Source organism: Streptomyces sp. SID5464 (assembly GCF_009862985.1).
GTDB classification, from domain to species: Bacteria; Actinomycetota; Actinomycetes; order Streptomycetales; family Streptomycetaceae; genus Streptomyces; species Streptomyces chartreusis_D.
In genome coordinates, this window is the sequence record NZ_WWIQ01000079.1 from 34637 (window position 1) to 49970 (window position 15334).

The following is a 15334-nucleotide window of genomic DNA, read 5'->3' on the forward strand; positions in this document are numbered from 1 at the left end:
GATGGACGGGACCGTGACCAACTGGGCGGGGAACATCACCTACGCGGCCAAGGAACTGCACCGGCCGGGCTCGCTCACCGCGCTGCGCGCGCTCGTCGCGGACAGCGACCGGGTGCGGGTGCTGGGCAGCGGACACTCGTTCAACGAGATCGCCGAGCCGGGCGCCGAGGGCGTCCTGCTGTCGCTCGCCGAGCTGCCCCCGGAGGTGGACGTCGACACGGCGGCCCGCACGGTCCGGGTCGGCGGCGGCGTGCGCTACGCGGAGCTGGCCCGCCGGGTGCACGGCGAGGGCCTGGCGCTGCCCAACATGGCGTCGCTGCCGCACATCTCGGTGGCCGGGTCGGTCGCGACCGGCACTCATGGCTCGGGCGTGCTCAACGGCCCGCTGTCGGCGGTCGTGCGCGAGGTGGAACTGGTCACGGCGGACGGTTCGACGGTGACCATAGGACGGGACGAGGAGCGGTTCGGCGGGGCCGTCACCGCCCTCGGGGCGCTGGGTGTCGTCACCGCGCTCACCCTCGACCTGGAGCCGGCCTTCGAGGTCGAGCAGCACGTGTTCACGGAGCTGCCCTTCCAGGGGCTGGACTCAGGGACGTTCGAGACGGTGATGGCGACGGCGTACAGCGTCAGCCTTTTCACGGACTGGCGCGCGCCGGGCTTCCGGCAGGTGTGGCTCAAGCGGCGCTCCGACCAGCCGCTGCCCGCCTTCCCGTGGGCCGCTCCCGCCACCGAGAAGATGCACCCCGTGCCGGGTATGCCCGCGGTCAACTGCACCGAGCAGTTCGGTGTGCCGGGGCCGTGGCACGAGCGGCTGCCGCACTTCCGGGCGGAGTTCGTCCCGAGCAGCGGGGCGGAGTTGCAGTCGGAGTACCTGCTGCCGCGCGGGCACGCCGTCGAGATGCTGCACGCGCTCGACGCGATCCGGGAGACCCTCGCCCCCGTCCTCCAGACCTGCGAGGTGCGCACGGTCGCCGGCGACGACCAGTGGCTGAGCCCCTCCTACGGCCGGGACACCGTGGCGGCGCACTTCACCTGGGTCGAGGACACGGCGGCGGTGCTGCCGGTGGTGCGGCGGGTCGAGGAGGCGCTGGAGCCGTTCGGGGCGCGTCCGCACTGGGGGAAGGTGTTCACCCTGCCGGCGTCCGCCCTGCGCGGGCTGTATCCGCGGCTCGGCGATTTCCGGGCGCTCGCGCGGGAGTTGGACCCGGAGGGGACCTTCGCCAACGCCTTCGTGCGGGATGTGCTGGGGGACACGCCCTAGGTCAGGTCGTGGCGTGCGGCCGGCTGTGGTCGCCGGGGGTCGTGGCGCGGTCGGCCTCGTCCTTGACGAGCAGGGAGAGCAGCGACGCCACGGTGAGACCGGCCTCGGCGGGGTGACGCAGCACCTTGGCGGGGTCGATCCGGTAGGTGTTGGTGCGGCCCTCCCTGGTGTGGGAGAGATAACCGTCCTGCTCCAGGTCGGCGATGATCTTCTGGACGGCGCGTTCGGTGAGCCGGCAGTGGGCCGCGATGTCCCGGATACGGGCGCTGTGGTTGTCGGCGATGGCCGCCAGCACCCGGGCATGGTTGGTGAGAAACGTCCATCCGGTGTGTGGCTCGGGTACTCCATCCATGCCCCAACTCTACCGACCAGGCGTACACGTATTCAAAAACACGTACTGCGTTTCATGTATTGGTTGACGGGTGTGGGGTAGAGGGGCAACGCTGGAAAGACGGAGGCACGGCGAACGGACAAGGGAGAACAGGGCCATGCCGGACCCTGCGCGGTCTCATACGCAGGAGGGCGCCGTATCCGCGGCGGGCGACAGCGCGCCGACGGAGATCCCGCCGTGCATGGCGACCATGGACGTCGTACCGGACGGCGACCGGATGACCGTCACCGTGTGGGGTGAACTCGACCTGGGCAGCCGGCGGCTGCTGCCGGATCTGCACGACATCCTCACGCTGTCGGGCAGCGGCATCGACCTGCGGCTGGACGCGATCGGGTTCTGCGACTGCTCCGGGCTCAACATGCTGCTGGACCTGCGCATGCGCGCCCTCGACCAGGGCAAGACGGTCGCCGTCCGCTCCAGCGGCCGCGCGGTCGAGCGCCTGCTCGACCTGACCGGCACCCGGGCGCTGTTCGCGGTCCCGGGCCCGCACGAGGACGCCGTAGGCCCCACCGCCGCCGCGCCCGGCCCGGGGGCGGCCGACGACCAGGACCTCCGCGCCGAAGTCGCCCAGCTGCGGCGGGCGATGCAGACCCGGCCGACCATCGACCTGGCCCGCGGCATCCTGATGGCCTCCTTCAGCCTGAGCCCCGAGGCGGCCTGGAGCGTGCTGGTCAGGACCTCCCAGAACACCAACACCAAGCTGCACCATCTGGCCCGGGACCTGGTGGGCACGATCCACGGCAGCACGCTGCCCGAGCCGGTGCAGCAGCAACTCGCGGCGGCCGTAGCGAGCACGAGCCCCCGGACCGAGGCGACGGCGTGCCCGGCGACCGGAGCCGCGGCGGAGGACAGCGACTGACGCACACACCGGCGCGCACCCGCCCCGCACGCCCCCGGTTTGGCAGGCACCCGGCCCGGGTCGGCGGGCGACTCACTCGGGCCCTCCCCAAACAGCTCGGCGAGCGGGTCGCCGGGGGCCGTCCTCGGCGGGACCGGGCCGAATGAGGTGGCCGGCCCGACCCGCGCAGACTCGGCCCGCACGTGCGGCGGCGCCAGGCACCCATCTCCGGCCTGGGTCGGCGGGCTACTGGAGCTCTCCGCACAACAGCTCGGCGAGCGGGTCGCCCGGGGGCGCCGGGGCCGATTGCGAGGGGCCGGCCCGCGCACACTCGGTCCGCGCACGCACCCGACCCACGCGCACCCGGCCGGTGCACCCCCGGCCGACGCACACCGGCCCGCACGCGCGGCGGCGCCAGGCGGCCGTCCCCGGCACGGGCCGGCGGACGGCTCACTCCAACCCTCCGCAAACAGCCCGGTGAGCGGGTCGCCACGGGGCGCTCGGCGAGACCGGGGCCGATTGCGAGGGGCCGGCCCGCGCACACTCGGTCCGCGCACGCACCCGACCCACGCGCACCCGGCCGGTGCACCCCCGGCCGACGCACACCGGCCCGCACGCGCGGCGGCGCCAGGCGGCCGTCCCCGGCACGGGCCGGCGGACGGCTCACTCCAACCCTCCGCAAACAGCCCGGTGAGCGGGTCGCCACGGGGCGCTCGGCGAGACCGGGGCCGATTGCGAGGGGCCGGCCCGCGCACACTCGGTCCGCGCACGCACCCGACCCACGCGCACCCGGCCGACGCACACAGGCCCGCACGCGCGGCGGCGCCAGGCGGCCGTCCCCGGCACGGGCCGGCGGACGGCTCACTCGAACCCTCCGCAAACAGCCCGGCGAGCGGGTCGCCGGGGGCGTCCTCGGCGGGGCCGGGGCCGGTGAGAGCCAGCCCGCACACCCGGGTCCGCACGCATCCAGCCTCACGCCTCGCCCGCGCATCCCGCACACCCCGGACATACCCCCAGCCCTCGCCTGAGGCATCCTGAGCACGCTGGTGGTCGGGGCCATCAACCGGCCACCCCGTGCCCTCACCAGCCGCGCACTTTATAAAGCCCCTTTCCTAACCCCTTGTCGAAAGTCCCGGCAGCCCATAGCCTTGCGCCGCGCCGGTGCCGATGTCGACCCGGCCCGAGCCGGCCTGGGAAGGGATGGGCACCCCGGTGAAGCGCACGTCACGTGACATCCGCACCGCGAACCGCTACGAGGTGCTCCGCCAGATCATCGCCGAGTCACCGACTTCCCGGCAGGAGCTGGCGGCAGCCACCGGCCTCAGTCTCGCCACGGTCGCCACACTCGTCGGCGAGCTGCTCGACCTCCGCATGATCACGGAGGTCGGCTTCGAGGACTCGGCCGGCGGCCGCCCCCGGGGCCTGGTGGCGGTCAACTCCTCGGGCGGCGCGCTGATCGGCGTCGACATCGCCGAGACGTACGTCCACGTCGAGCTGTTCGACCTGGGGCTGAACGTCCTCGCCCGCGCCGAGGAGGACGTCCGCGCCAGCGAGAGCCTGCCGGAGCAGGTCGTGGGCCATGTGGCCACCGCGGTCGGCTCGGTGGTCACCCAGGCCGGCATCGAGGGCGCCCGGGTGCTCGGGGTCGGGGTGAGCGTGCCGGGGCAGGTGGACCGCGCCACCGGCACCTCGGAGTACGCGCCCAACTGGGACTGGCACGACGTACCACTGCTCGACCTGCTCACCGAGCACATCGCCTATCCCCTGTACCTGGACAACCCGCTGCGCGCCAGCGCGGTGGCCGAGTTGTGGTTCGGGGCCGCGCGCGGACGGGGGAACGCCGTCGTGGTCAACCTCGGGACCGGCGTCGGCGCCGGGCTCGTCCTGGGCGGCGGACTGCACCGCGGCGTGAGCAACAGCGCCGGCGAGTGGGGCCACACCACGATGGTGCTGGACGGACGCCTGTGCCGCTGCGGCAACCACGGCTGCGTGGAGACGTACGTCGGCGCGCGCGGCATCATGCTGAACCTGCGCGAGATCGGCCCCGACAGCGCGCTGCTGCACCCGGACGACCAGACGGCGACCATCGACGCCCTGGCCCGCGGGGTCGCGGCGGACGACCCGGTGGCCCGCCGGGCCGTTCAGGAGACCGCGCGCTATCTGGGCGCCGGCGTCGCCGACCTGGTGAACCTGTTCAACCCCGAGATCGTCGTGCTGAGCAGCTGGGTCGCCCGCACCCTGGGCGAACCGCTGCTGCACGAGGTGCGCGAGGCCGTCGCCCGGCACGCGCTCCCGCGGCCGCTGGCCGCCACCGAGATCGTCCTCTCCCCGATCCCCACCGACCCGGTGTGCCTGGGCGCGGCCACGTTCGCGCTCGAAGGCGCGCTCCAGGCCGTCGGGCAGAGAAACGGCACACGCACCACCCGCGCGAGGAGCCGCACCACCGCTCCACCCTCGTAGCGGCGGAAGCAACTCCTCCGCCACCCCCGCTCGTTCGAAATCGCGAACCGGACACAACGCTTCGAACAGACTTCGTCCAACCCCTTGCCGAAGCCTTAGCCGAAGCTCTAGCGTCCCGCACCGCACCTCTCTTTGAGCCATCTGGCGCGAGCCCCCGGGCCGTGAGCCATCAGGCAGTGAGCCGCAGAGCCGCAGCCGCACTCGAGACAAGGACGTCAGCATGTCGGCATCGAGCAACATGAACTGGGACCGCCGAAACGTACTGCGGGCCGCGATGGGCCTGGCCGCCGCCGGCGGGCTTGCCGCGTGCGGCAGCAACACCGGCCGGAGCAGCGGAGGTTCGGGCGACGGCCTCGTCCAGTACTTCCACGCGTACGGCGAGGCCGGCGTCGAGCAGGCCGTCAAGCGGTACGCGAAGGCGTACAAGGACGCCAACGTGACCACGCAGTGGATCACCGGCAACAACTACGAGCAGAAACTCTTCGCGGCACTGCTCACCAAGAACGCGCCCGACGTCTTCGAGTTCCACCCGCAGATCCAGCTCATCAAGAGTGGTCAGGTGGCCGACCTGACCGACATCATCGAGCCGGTCAAGGACGACTTCAACCAGGCCGACATCAAGTCGCACACGGTGGACGGCAAGATATACGGCGTCCGGATGATCGACGACCCGCAGTTCCTCTTCTACCGGCCTTCACTGTTCAAGAAGGCCGGGGTCGAGGTGCCGACCACCCTGGAAGAGCTGATCGAAGCCGCCGACAAGCTGACCACCAGCAAGGTCAAGGGCATCTTCCTCGGCAACGACCTGACCTCGATCGACCGCCCGCTGATCTGGTCGGCCGGCGCCGACACGCTCACCGCGGACAACAAGCCCGCCTTCAACACCGACGCCGTCGCCGAGGGCCTCAAGCAGCTGCGCGGTCTTTTCACCAGCGGCAACCTGCTCCTCGACGCCCCCGCCGACTCGTGGGACCCGTCGGCCTTCATCCAGGGCCTCACCGCGATCCAGTGGTGCGGCATGTGGGCCATGCCGGCCATGCAGAAGGCACTCGGCGACGACATCGGCATCTTCCCGTTCCCGAAGGTCGGCTCGGCCGGCAAGCAGTCGGTCTACAACGGCGGCTGGTCGATGTTCGTCAACGCCAAGAGCAAGAACGTCGAGGCGGCCAAGGAATACGTGAAGTGGCTGTGGATCGACCAGAAGCAGTACCAGGAGGACTTCGCCACCTCCTACGGCTTCCACATCCCACCGCGCGCCTCGCTCGCCGCGTCCGCGACCAAGCTGAAGTCCGGTCTGCCGGCCGAGGGGGTCAAGCTCTTCAACGAGTTCGGCCACTTCGACAACATCGGCTGGACGCAGGCCATGATCGCCGCGTTCTGGGACGTGATCGCCAACACCGTCCGCAAGAACGGCGACCCGAAGGCCCAGCTCGACGCGTGTGAGAAGAAGGTCAACGCCGAACTCAAGAAGCTCTTCGGATAGACCACCGGACGGATCTCGACATGTCGACCACCACCACACGCGGGGTCGCCCAGCCCGCCCCGGCCAAGGTCTCCAAGACCCGGCCGAGGCGGGGCCTGAGGGCGAACAGCACCTTCAACTTCTGGCTATTCACCGGGCCGTTCCTGATCGGCCTGGTGATATTCGTCTTCGTGCCGATCGGCTGGAGCATCTGGCTCAGCTTCTTCGAGGCGCGCTTCACCGTGACGCCGAGCGAGTTCGTCGGTTTCGACAACTACAAGCAGATCCTGACGGACACGAACTTCCGGAACTCGCTGGTCACGTTCACCGTGTTCGCCGCGTTCATCGTGCCCGCCACCTGGGCCCTCTCGCTGGGTCTGGCACTGCTGGTCAACCGGCTGCGGTTCATGCGGGCGTTCTTCCGGTCGGTGTTCTTCCTGCCGACCGCGGTCAGCTATGTCGCCGCCGCGCTGATCTGGAAGATGTCCATCTTCAACGGCGTCCGCTTCGGTCTGGCCAACACGGTCCTCGGCTGGTTCGGCATCGACAACATCGCGTGGCTGGCCAACCCCGACCCGCCCTGGTACTGGCTGGTCATCGTGACCGTCCGCCTCTGGCTCCAGTCGGGCTTCTACATGATCCTGTTCATCGCGGCGCTGCAGAACATCCCGCGGGAGCTGTACGAGGCGGCCGCCATCGACGGCGCCAAGCCGGGCTGGCAGACTTTCCGGCACATCACCCTGCCCCAGCTCAGGGCCACCTCCACCGCGGTGATCCTGCTCCTGCTGGTCGCCGCGTACCAGGCCTTCGACGAGTTCTTCAACCTGCTCGGCAAGGCCACCTGGGGCCAGCCCCCACTGGTCGAGCTCTACAAGATGGCCCTCGGCCAGAACCAGAACTACGGCGCGGGCAGCGCGGGCGCGGTCGTGCTGACCCTGCTCATCTGCGTCGTCACACTGCTCCAGGGCAAGATCATGGGCTTCGGAAGGGGTGAGGAGTCCAAGTGACCACCACAGCACCCGACATCAGCAAGGTGACGAAGCCGGCCAAGGTCAGGCGCGGCGGCGGCGTCATGGGCAGCACCGGTCTGTACATCGCGACGGGCGTCGCCGCCCTCCTCTTCCTGATCCCCTTCTATCTGATCGTCCGCAACGCGCTGATGACGGACCCGGAGATCACGGGTGAGAGCTGGAAGTGGTTCCCCACTTCCATCCAGTGGGGCAACGTCACCGAGCCGTTCGACGACGTCACCGTCGACTTCGCGCAGTCCCTGTGGAACTCCGTGGTCGTCGCCGTCCTCCACACGGCGGGAATCCTGCTGATCTGCTCGATGGCCGGCTACGGCCTCGCCCGCATCCCGTACAAGCACGCCAACAAGGTGTTCTACGCCGTTCTGGTGACCCTGATGGTTCCGACGGCGGTCACCTTCGTGCCGAGCTTCGTGCTGGTCTCGTCGCTCGGCTGGGTGGACAGTTACCGGGGTCTCATCATCCCGGGCCTCTTCAGTGGTTTCACGTGCTTCCTGTTCCGGCAGTACTTCCTGGGGTTCCCGAAGGAGCTGGAGGAGGCGGCGCGCGTGGACGGGCTCGGCTACTGGGGCGCCTACTGGCGGATCGTCGTGCCGAACTCGCTGAACTTCTTCGCGGCCATCGCCACGATCACCTTCATCAACGGCTGGAACTCCTTCCTGTGGCCCCTGGTCATCGGCCAGGATCCCAGCGCCTGGACAGTCCAGGTGGCGCTGTCGTCATATATGACGAACCAGACCGTCAACTACCACCTGATCTTCATGGCGACCGCCATCTCGATCCTGCCCCTGATCTTCGTCTTCCTCTTCCTCCAGCGCTGGCTGGTGCAGGGGATCGCCCAGACCGGCATCAAGGGCTGAGCTAGGAGACCGATGTCTTTCCGCACGACCCCATCCGTCGACTACGTCGAGGACGTCTCCCCGGGCAGCGGGGCCCTGCCGCCCCGCGCCTGGTACGCGGCCTCGGACGCGCAGTCCCTGTCCCTGAACGGCAGCTGGCGCTTCCGGCTGTCGGCGACCGTCGACGCCGAGGACGACTCGTTCGCCGAGGAGGGCTACGAGGCCGGGGACTGGGCCGAGGTCACGGTCCCCGGGCACTGGGTCCTCCAGGGTGACGGGGCGTTCGGGTCCCCGATCTACACCAACCACCTGTACCCCTTCCCGGTGGACCCGCCGCACGTCCCGACCGAGAACCCGACCGGTGACCATCTGCGCGTCTTCGACCTGCCGTCCGACTGGCCGTCGGACGGCGGGGCGGTGCTGCGGTTCGACGGGGTCGAGTCCTGCGCCCGCGTCTGGCTGAACGGCACGGAGCTCGGCGAGTTCAAGGGCTCCCGGCTGCCGCACGAGTTCGCGGTCGGGCACCTGCTGAAGCCGGGCGGCAACGTGCTGGCCGTGCGCGTGCACCAGTGGTCGGCGGGGTCGTACCTGGAGGACCAGGACCAGTGGTGGCTGCCGGGCATCTTCCGTGACGTCACCCTGCTGCACCGCCCGGCGGGCGGCGTGGGCGACTTCTTCGTGCACGCGTCGTACGACCACACCACCGGCGAGGGCACCCTGCGCGTCGACTCCGACGTCGACGGGCGGGTGACCGTCCCCGCCCTGGACATCGATGTCGCCACCGGCGAGACGGTGACGGTGGCCGTCGAGCCGTGGACGGCCGAGACGCCGAAGCTCTACGACGGTGTGCTGGCCACCGAGGGCGAGCGGGTGCCGCTGCGGATCGGCTTCCGCACGGTCGTCCTGGAGGACGGGCTCGTCAAGGTCAACGGCAGGGCCGTCCTCTTCAAGGGCGTCAACCGGCACGAGTGGCACCCCGAGCAGGGCCGCGCGCTCGACCTGGAGACCATGCGCGAGGACGTGCTGCTGATGAAGCGGCACAACCTCAACGCCGTGCGCACCTCGCACTACCCGCCGCACCCGGCCTTCCTCGACCTGTGCGACGAGTACGGCCTGTGGGTCATCGACGAGTGCGACCTGGAGACCCACGGCTTCACCGAGCAGGACTGGCGGGACAACCCGGTCGACGACGACCGCTGGACCCCGGCCCTGCTCGACCGTGCGGCGCGGATGGTCGAGCGGGACAAGAACCACCCGTCCGTCGTGATCTGGTCGCTGGGCAACGAGGCCGGCACCGGGCGCGGGCTCACCGCCATGGCCGAGTGGATCCACGACCGCGACCCCGAGCGGCTGGTGCACTACGAGGGCGACTGGAACTGCCGCGACACGGACGTCTACTCGCGGATGTACGCCTTCCACGACGAGGTCGAGAAGATCGGGCAGCGGCTCGACGGCGGTACGCACAGGCGCCGCGAACTGCCGTTCATCCAGTGCGAGTACGGGCACGCCATGGGCAACGGCCCGGGCGGGCTCGCCGACTACCAGGAGCTGTTCGAGAAGTACGAGCGGCTCCAGGGCGGGTTCATCTGGGAGTGGATCGACCACGGCGTCAAGCACGCCGAGCTGGGCTACGCCTACGGCGGTGACTTCGGCGAGGAGCTGCACGACGGGAACTTCGTCTGCGACGGGCTGGTCTTCCCGGACCGGACGCCGTCGCCGGGCCTCGTCGAGTACAAGAAGGTGATCGAGCCGGTCCACATCGAGGGCGACGGCGCGAACGGCATCGTGCGGATCACCAACAAGCAGGACTTCGCCGACCTGTCCGCGCTGGCCTTCGAGTGGTCGTGCCAGGTGGACGGGGAGACGGTCGAGTCGGGTTCGCTGTCGGTGCCGGCGCTCGCGCCGGGTGAGAGCGCCGAGGTGAAGCTGCCGGAGCCGCCCGTGGACGGCCGGGGCGGCGAACGGCAGTGGACGGTGCGGGCGCTGCTCGCGGACGACACGTCCTGGGCCGCGAAGGGTCACGTCGTGGCCTGGGGGCAGTTCGCCGCGGGGGCACGGCCGCTGCCGTCCTTCCCCGCGACCGACCGGCCCGTGCGCGACGGGAACCGGTTCACCCTCGGCCCGGCCGCGTTCGACGCCCGCACCGGTGCGCTGCTGTCGATCGGCGGGGTCGAGGTGAGCGCCCCGCGGCTGGACGTGTGGCGGGCGCCGACCGACAACGACGACGGCGCGGAGTGGCAGACCGACACCCGCTACGGAACGCTGTGGCGCACGCTCGGCCTGCACCGCATGCGGCACCGCCTGGTCTCGGTCGAGGCGGGCGACGACGCGCTGACGGTCCGCACCCGGGTGGCGCCGGCCGCCCGCGAGGTGGGCCTGGACACGGTGTACCGCTGGACGTCCGACGGCGAGCGGCTGCGGCTGTCCGTGTCGGTGACGCCGGAAGGCGACTGGACGGTGCCGCTGCCCCGGCTCGGCGTCCGGTTCGGGCTGTCGGAGGCCGACTCCGTGGAGTGGTTCGGCGGCGGCCCGGGCGAGGCGTACCCGGACACCCGGGCGGCGTCCATGGTGGGCCGCTGGCAGTCGACGGTGGACGGGCTGCAGACGCCGTACGTCCGCCCGCAGGAGAACGGCGCCCGCGCCGACGTCCGCTGGGTGGAGCTCGGCGGTCTGCGGATCGAGGGAGACCCGGAGTTCTGGTTCACCGCGCGGCGCTGGACCACCGAGCAGCTGGACGCGGCGCGGCACCGCACCGACCTCACGCCCGGCGACACGGTGTGGGTCAACCTCGACCACGGACAGCACGGCATCGGCTCGCAGTCGTGCGGCCCGGGTCCGCTGCCGCAGTACTTCCTGAAGGCCGAGCCGGCTCAGTTCGCGTTCGTGTTCTCGACCACCAGGTAAGAAACCCGATTAATCGATTGACCAATTGATCGACATTCCGACAGTGTCGGGACGTCATCCGCGGCCGGTCGGCCCTCGAAGCCGACCGGCCGCACTGCTTTCCCCACAAGGAAGTTGGTGGGTCGGTTGAATGTCGCCATCGAGGTCCGCGGGTTGACCCGGACCTTCCACACCACCGTCCGCCGCCCCGGTTTCCTGGGCGCCGTCAGATCCCTGGTCAACCCGGAGCGGGTCGCCAAGCACGCCGTCACCGACATCACCTTCGACGTGGCCCCGGGCGAACTCCTCGCCCTGCTCGGCCCGAACGGCGCCGGCAAGTCCACCACCATCAAGATGCTGACCGGCATCCTCACGCCCACGTCCGGCGAGGCCCGGGTCGCGGGCGTGGTGCCGTACCGGGAGCGCGAGCGCAATGCCCGCAACGTCGGCGCGGTGTTCGGGCAGCGCACCCAGCTGTGGTGGGACCTGCCGGTGCGCGAGTCGTTCGCGATCCTGCGGGACATCTACGAGGTGCCCAAGGCCGAACACGCCGCCCGGCTGAAGGAGTTCGACGAGATCCTGGACCTGTCGTCCTTCTGGGACACCCGGGTCCGCCACCTCTCCCTGGGCCAGCGGGTGCGCAGCGATCTGGCCGCCGCCCTGCTGCACGACCCGCCGGTGGTGTTCCTGGACGAGCCGACCATCGGCATGGACGTGGTGGTCAAGGAGCAGGTGCGGGAGTTCCTGCGCCACCAGGTCGAGCAGCGCGGCCGTACGGTGCTGCTGACCACGCACGACATGACGGAGGTCGAGCGGCTCGCCGAGCGGGTGGTGCTGGTCAACCACGGCCGGCTGGTCCTGGACGGGACGCTGGACGAGATCCGCCGGAAGTTCGGCTCGACCTGGCAGGTGCGGGCCACGCTCGCCGACCCGCACGCCGAGGTCGTACCGCCGCCCGGCATCACGCTGCTGCGGCGGGGTGGCGCGCAGGTCGTCTTCGGCCCCGACGGGGCGGACGCGCCCACCGTCCAGCAGGCGTTGAAGGCCGTGATCGAGCGGTTCGAGGTCACGGACATCGCCCTGGACGAGGCGGACCTGGAGGACGTCATGCGGGCCGCGTACGCGCATGCCGGGGAGGTCTGACATGGCCGTGCTGCACGCCTGGCGCGCCGCCCGGGTCACCCCGCTCGGCGAGCTGAGCGCCCCGCCCCGGATGACCGCCGTCGCGCTCCGGCTGGCCGTTCAGGTGGTGCTGGTCTGGTCGCTGTGGCGCGGCCTGTACGCGCAGACCGGCACCACCGCCGGGCTGAGCCGCGACCAGGCGGTGACCTACGCCGTGCTGGCCGTCCTGGCGTCCCGGCTGCGGGAGCTGGACCAGTACGCGGGCCGGGACACGGTCCTCCAGCACATGCACTTCGGCACGATCGTCTACTGGTACCTGCGGCCACTGCCGCCGCAGCGCTACTACGCCGTGCGGGCCGCCGGCGAGCAGCTGTACGGACTCGCGTGGGCGCTGACGGGTTACCTGATCTGCCTGGCCGCGGGGGTGGTCGAGCCGCCCCGCTCGGCCTCGGTGGCCGGGGTGTTCGTGGTGAGCATGCTGCTCGGCCAGTGGGTCCTGTACTACGTCATGCTCGTGCTCGACCAGTTGTGCTTCTGGACGGTCCGCAACACCGCCGCGATGCTCATCCTGCTGTTCGCGCAGAACCTGCTGTCCGGGGTGTACGCGCCGCTGTGGTTCTTCCCGGACTGGTTCGTGACGATGAGCGCCTTCCTGCCCTTCCAGGCCACGCTGAGCGTGCCGCTGTCGCTGTACGTGGGGCGGATCCCCCTGTCCGACGCGGCCTTCCAGCTGTCCGTGCAGGTGGTGTGGGTGGTGGTGCTGGCGCTGTTCACCCGGCTGCTGTGGCGGCGGGCCGCCCGGCGCGTGATCTCGCAGGGAGGCTGAGATGTCGGTGAAGGCTCTGCGGATCGTGTGGCGCGTCACGGCGCTCAACTTCCGCGCGCAGATGGAGTACCGCACCGAGTTCCTGCTGATGATCGCCATCGGGGCGATCTGGCAGGTGTCGGTGATCGTGTTCGCCACGGTGCTGTTGTCCCGGTTCGCCGGGATGGGCGGCTGGGACAGCTCGGACGTGCTGCTGATCCCGGCGACCCGCATGCTGGCGCACGGTCTGTTCGTGCTGTTCCTCGGGCGGATGCACTGGGCCGGCCGGCAGATCCAGGAAGGCCGGGTCGACATCTACCTGATGCGCCCGATGCCGGTCCACCGGCAGATCCAGCTGGCCTTCTTCCCCACCAACGCCATCGGGGACCTGACGGTCGCGGCGGGTCTGATGGTCGGGGCGCTGTCCCGCAGCGACCTGGACTGGACGGCGGGCCGGATCACGTACCTGGTCGCGGCCGTGCTGGGCGGCATGCTGCTGGAGGCGGCCCTGTTCACGGTCGTGGCGAGCGCGTCCCTGCGGTTCCCGGCCGCCGACATGTGGGGCCGCTGGCTGGAGGAACTCCTCGGCACGTTCGGCAGCTACCCGCTGAACGTCCTCCCCAAGGCGGTGGGCGGCTTCCTGACCTACGGGCTCCCGCTCGCGTTCGTCGCCTACTTCCCGGCGGCGGTCCTCACCGGCCACGGCCACACCACGGGCGTGCCGTACTGGCTGGCGGCGGCCTCACCGCTGCTCGGGCTGCTGGCGTACCTGGGGGCGCGGCTGCTGTGGCGGTGGAGTCTGCGGCACTACACCGGGGTCAACGGGTGAGGTTCCGGCCAGATCCGCGGATCGGGGTGAACAGGGCCGTCACGGCGAGCAGGACGCAGGTCGCTCCGGCGACCAGGGCGACCGGTGTCGTGCCCTGTTCCTCCGCGGCCCAGGTCAGCACGGCCGCGCCGATGGGCGCCGCCGCGTACTGAAGCGTCCAGAAGGCGGAGGTGACGCGGCCCAGGAGGTGTTCGGGGGTGACCTCCTGGCGCAGCGACAACGAGCAGGTGCCCGCCATGCCGACGCAGGCGAGGAAGGCGGCGCTCAGGGCCGCGACGGCCGGGACGTCGCGGGCCCAGCCGAGACCGGCGAAGGCCAGCCCGCACACCGCGACCGAGCCGGTCCACGTCGCGCCGAAACCCAGGCGGCGGCGGACCCGGGCCACGAGCAGGGCGCCGGTGATGGTGCCGAGCGCGCCGACCGCCATGACGGTGCCGACCGCTTGGTCGTCATGGCCGAGGTCGTGCTTGAGGTGGTAGATGACCAGGTCGTTCAGGCCGAGGGTGAGGAAGCTGAAGACGAAGAGGAGGGCGGTGAGCGAGCGCAGCACCGGGTGGCCGTGGAGGAAGGCGATGCCGGTGCGCAGGTCCTGCCACAGGCCCGCGCCGCGGCCCGGGTGCTCGTCCGGGGCGCGCTTGCGGAACCGTACGAAGAACAGGCACGCGGCCGACACCCCGAAGCTGGCCGCGTCCACACCGACCGCCGCGGCCGGGCCGGACCAGGCGGCGACCAGTCCCGCGCACAGCGGCCCGAGGACCCCCGCGGCGGCGGCCGTCGCGTTCAGCCGCCCGTTGGCCTCCGTGAGTCGCCCGGTGCCGACCAAACCTCGCACGACCGTGACGTAGCCGACCGCGAACAGCATCCCCACGGCCTCGCACAGCGGCAGCACCACGTACAGCAGCCAGATCTGCGGGCCGAACAGCCACACCAGCGGGATCACCCCGTACAGGCCCATGCGCACGAGGTCGCAGGCGATGAGCAGCCGGCGCCGGTCCACCCGGTCCACCACGGCCCCGGCGAACACCGCCGCCACGACCGAGGCGGCCCCGCCCACCGCCGTCAGCAGCCCCATCCGCGCGACCGACCCCGTGGCCTGAAGCACCAGCAGGGGCAGGGCGATCAGCGCGAAGGAGTCGCCGAGCACGGAGAGCGTCTGCGCGGTCCAGAAGATGCCGAAGTCCCGCTGCCGCCACAGCGGTCGGGTGCCGGGTAAGCCCTGGTCGGCGGCGTCCGGGGCGGTCCCGCCGCCGGGTTCGTCCTCACGCCGCGCCGCGCCGTACGTCATGCCCGCCTCCCCCCCCTGTCCCGGCCCCCTGGCTGCCCGGCAACCTTACGGCTCCCCCGTCGACCGAGGGTGTCGCACCCGCGCCCTCGACATCGCCGCGGGAGCGCAAGAAATCGCTACCGGCGTGCGGT

At 71.0% G+C, this 15334-nt stretch carries 12 protein-coding genes; 10 read left to right on the forward strand and 2 right to left on the reverse strand.

Annotation, left to right across the window (positions count from 1 at the left end; genetic code table 11):
• Position 1 precedes the first annotated feature (1 nt).
• Entirely contained in the window at positions 2 to 1261 is a 1260-nt protein-coding gene (locus GTY47_RS39670; RefSeq protein ID WP_010042450.1) for a D-arabinono-1,4-lactone oxidase, read from the forward strand.
• Between the two features lies 1 nt (position 1262).
• Here GTY47_RS39670 and GTY47_RS39675 read toward each other — a convergent pair whose 3' ends face one another.
• Positions 1263 to 1613, reverse strand: a complete 351-nt coding sequence (locus tag GTY47_RS39675) for a helix-turn-helix domain-containing protein (RefSeq protein ID WP_029181359.1) — start codon at positions 1611 to 1613, stop codon at positions 1263 to 1265.
• A gap of 136 nt (positions 1614 to 1749) precedes the next feature.
• Here GTY47_RS39675 and GTY47_RS39680 point away from each other — a divergent pair, with 136 nt between their 5' ends.
• The 9 genes from GTY47_RS39680 (at position 1750) to GTY47_RS39720 (ending at position 13918) form a co-directional block, all read left to right on the forward strand.
• The gene (locus GTY47_RS39680) at positions 1750 to 2511 is read left to right on the forward strand and encodes an ANTAR domain-containing protein (RefSeq protein WP_040903481.1); all 762 of its coding nucleotides are present in this window, start codon (positions 1750 to 1752) and stop codon (positions 2509 to 2511) included.
• Positions 2512 to 3702: 1191 nt separating this feature from the next.
• Positions 3703 to 4950 (forward strand): ROK family transcriptional regulator, encoded by a 1248-nt coding sequence (locus tag GTY47_RS39685; protein WP_029181360.1) that lies wholly within the window; start codon positions 3703 to 3705, stop codon positions 4948 to 4950.
• A gap of 220 nt (positions 4951 to 5170) precedes the next feature.
• On the forward strand, positions 5171 to 6433 hold the full coding sequence (locus tag GTY47_RS39690) for a sugar ABC transporter substrate-binding protein (protein WP_010042457.1): 1263 nt from the start codon (positions 5171 to 5173) through the stop codon (positions 6431 to 6433).
• Between the two features lie 20 nt (positions 6434 to 6453).
• Positions 6454 to 7419, forward strand: a complete 966-nt coding sequence (locus GTY47_RS39695; protein ID WP_010042460.1) for a sugar ABC transporter permease — start codon at positions 6454 to 6456, stop codon at positions 7417 to 7419.
• Positions 7416 to 8300: a carbohydrate ABC transporter permease gene (locus GTY47_RS39700; RefSeq protein ID WP_010042462.1), complete on the forward strand. Its 885-nt coding sequence runs from the start codon at positions 7416 to 7418 to the stop codon at positions 8298 to 8300. Before GTY47_RS39695 ends, GTY47_RS39700 begins: the two co-directional genes overlap by 4 nt.
• A gap of 12 nt (positions 8301 to 8312) precedes the next feature.
• Positions 8313 to 11183, forward strand: a complete 2871-nt coding sequence (locus GTY47_RS39705; RefSeq protein ID WP_010042464.1) for a glycoside hydrolase family 2 TIM barrel-domain containing protein — start codon at positions 8313 to 8315, stop codon at positions 11181 to 11183.
• 126 nt (positions 11184 to 11309) lie between these two features.
• Entirely contained in the window at positions 11310 to 12305 is a 996-nt protein-coding gene (locus GTY47_RS39710; protein WP_010042466.1) for an ATP-binding cassette domain-containing protein, read from the forward strand.
• A gap of 1 nt (position 12306) precedes the next feature.
• Positions 12307 to 13110 carry an ABC-2 family transporter protein gene (locus tag GTY47_RS39715; RefSeq protein ID WP_010042469.1) on the forward strand — a complete coding sequence of 268 codons (804 nt, stop codon included), beginning with the start codon at positions 12307 to 12309 and terminating at the stop codon, positions 13108 to 13110.
• A gap of 1 nt (position 13111) precedes the next feature.
• The gene (locus GTY47_RS39720) at positions 13112 to 13918 is read left to right on the forward strand and encodes an ABC-2 family transporter protein (protein WP_010042472.1); all 807 of its coding nucleotides are present in this window, start codon (positions 13112 to 13114) and stop codon (positions 13916 to 13918) included.
• On the opposite strand, the gene GTY47_RS39725 is transcribed toward GTY47_RS39720, so the two are convergent.
• The gene (locus GTY47_RS39725; RefSeq protein ID WP_010042474.1) at positions 13908 to 15203 is read right to left on the reverse strand and encodes an MFS transporter; all 1296 of its coding nucleotides are present in this window, start codon (positions 15201 to 15203) and stop codon (positions 13908 to 13910) included. The genes GTY47_RS39720 and GTY47_RS39725 overlap by 11 nt on opposite strands.
• Positions 15204 to 15334: the final 131 nt, after the last annotated feature.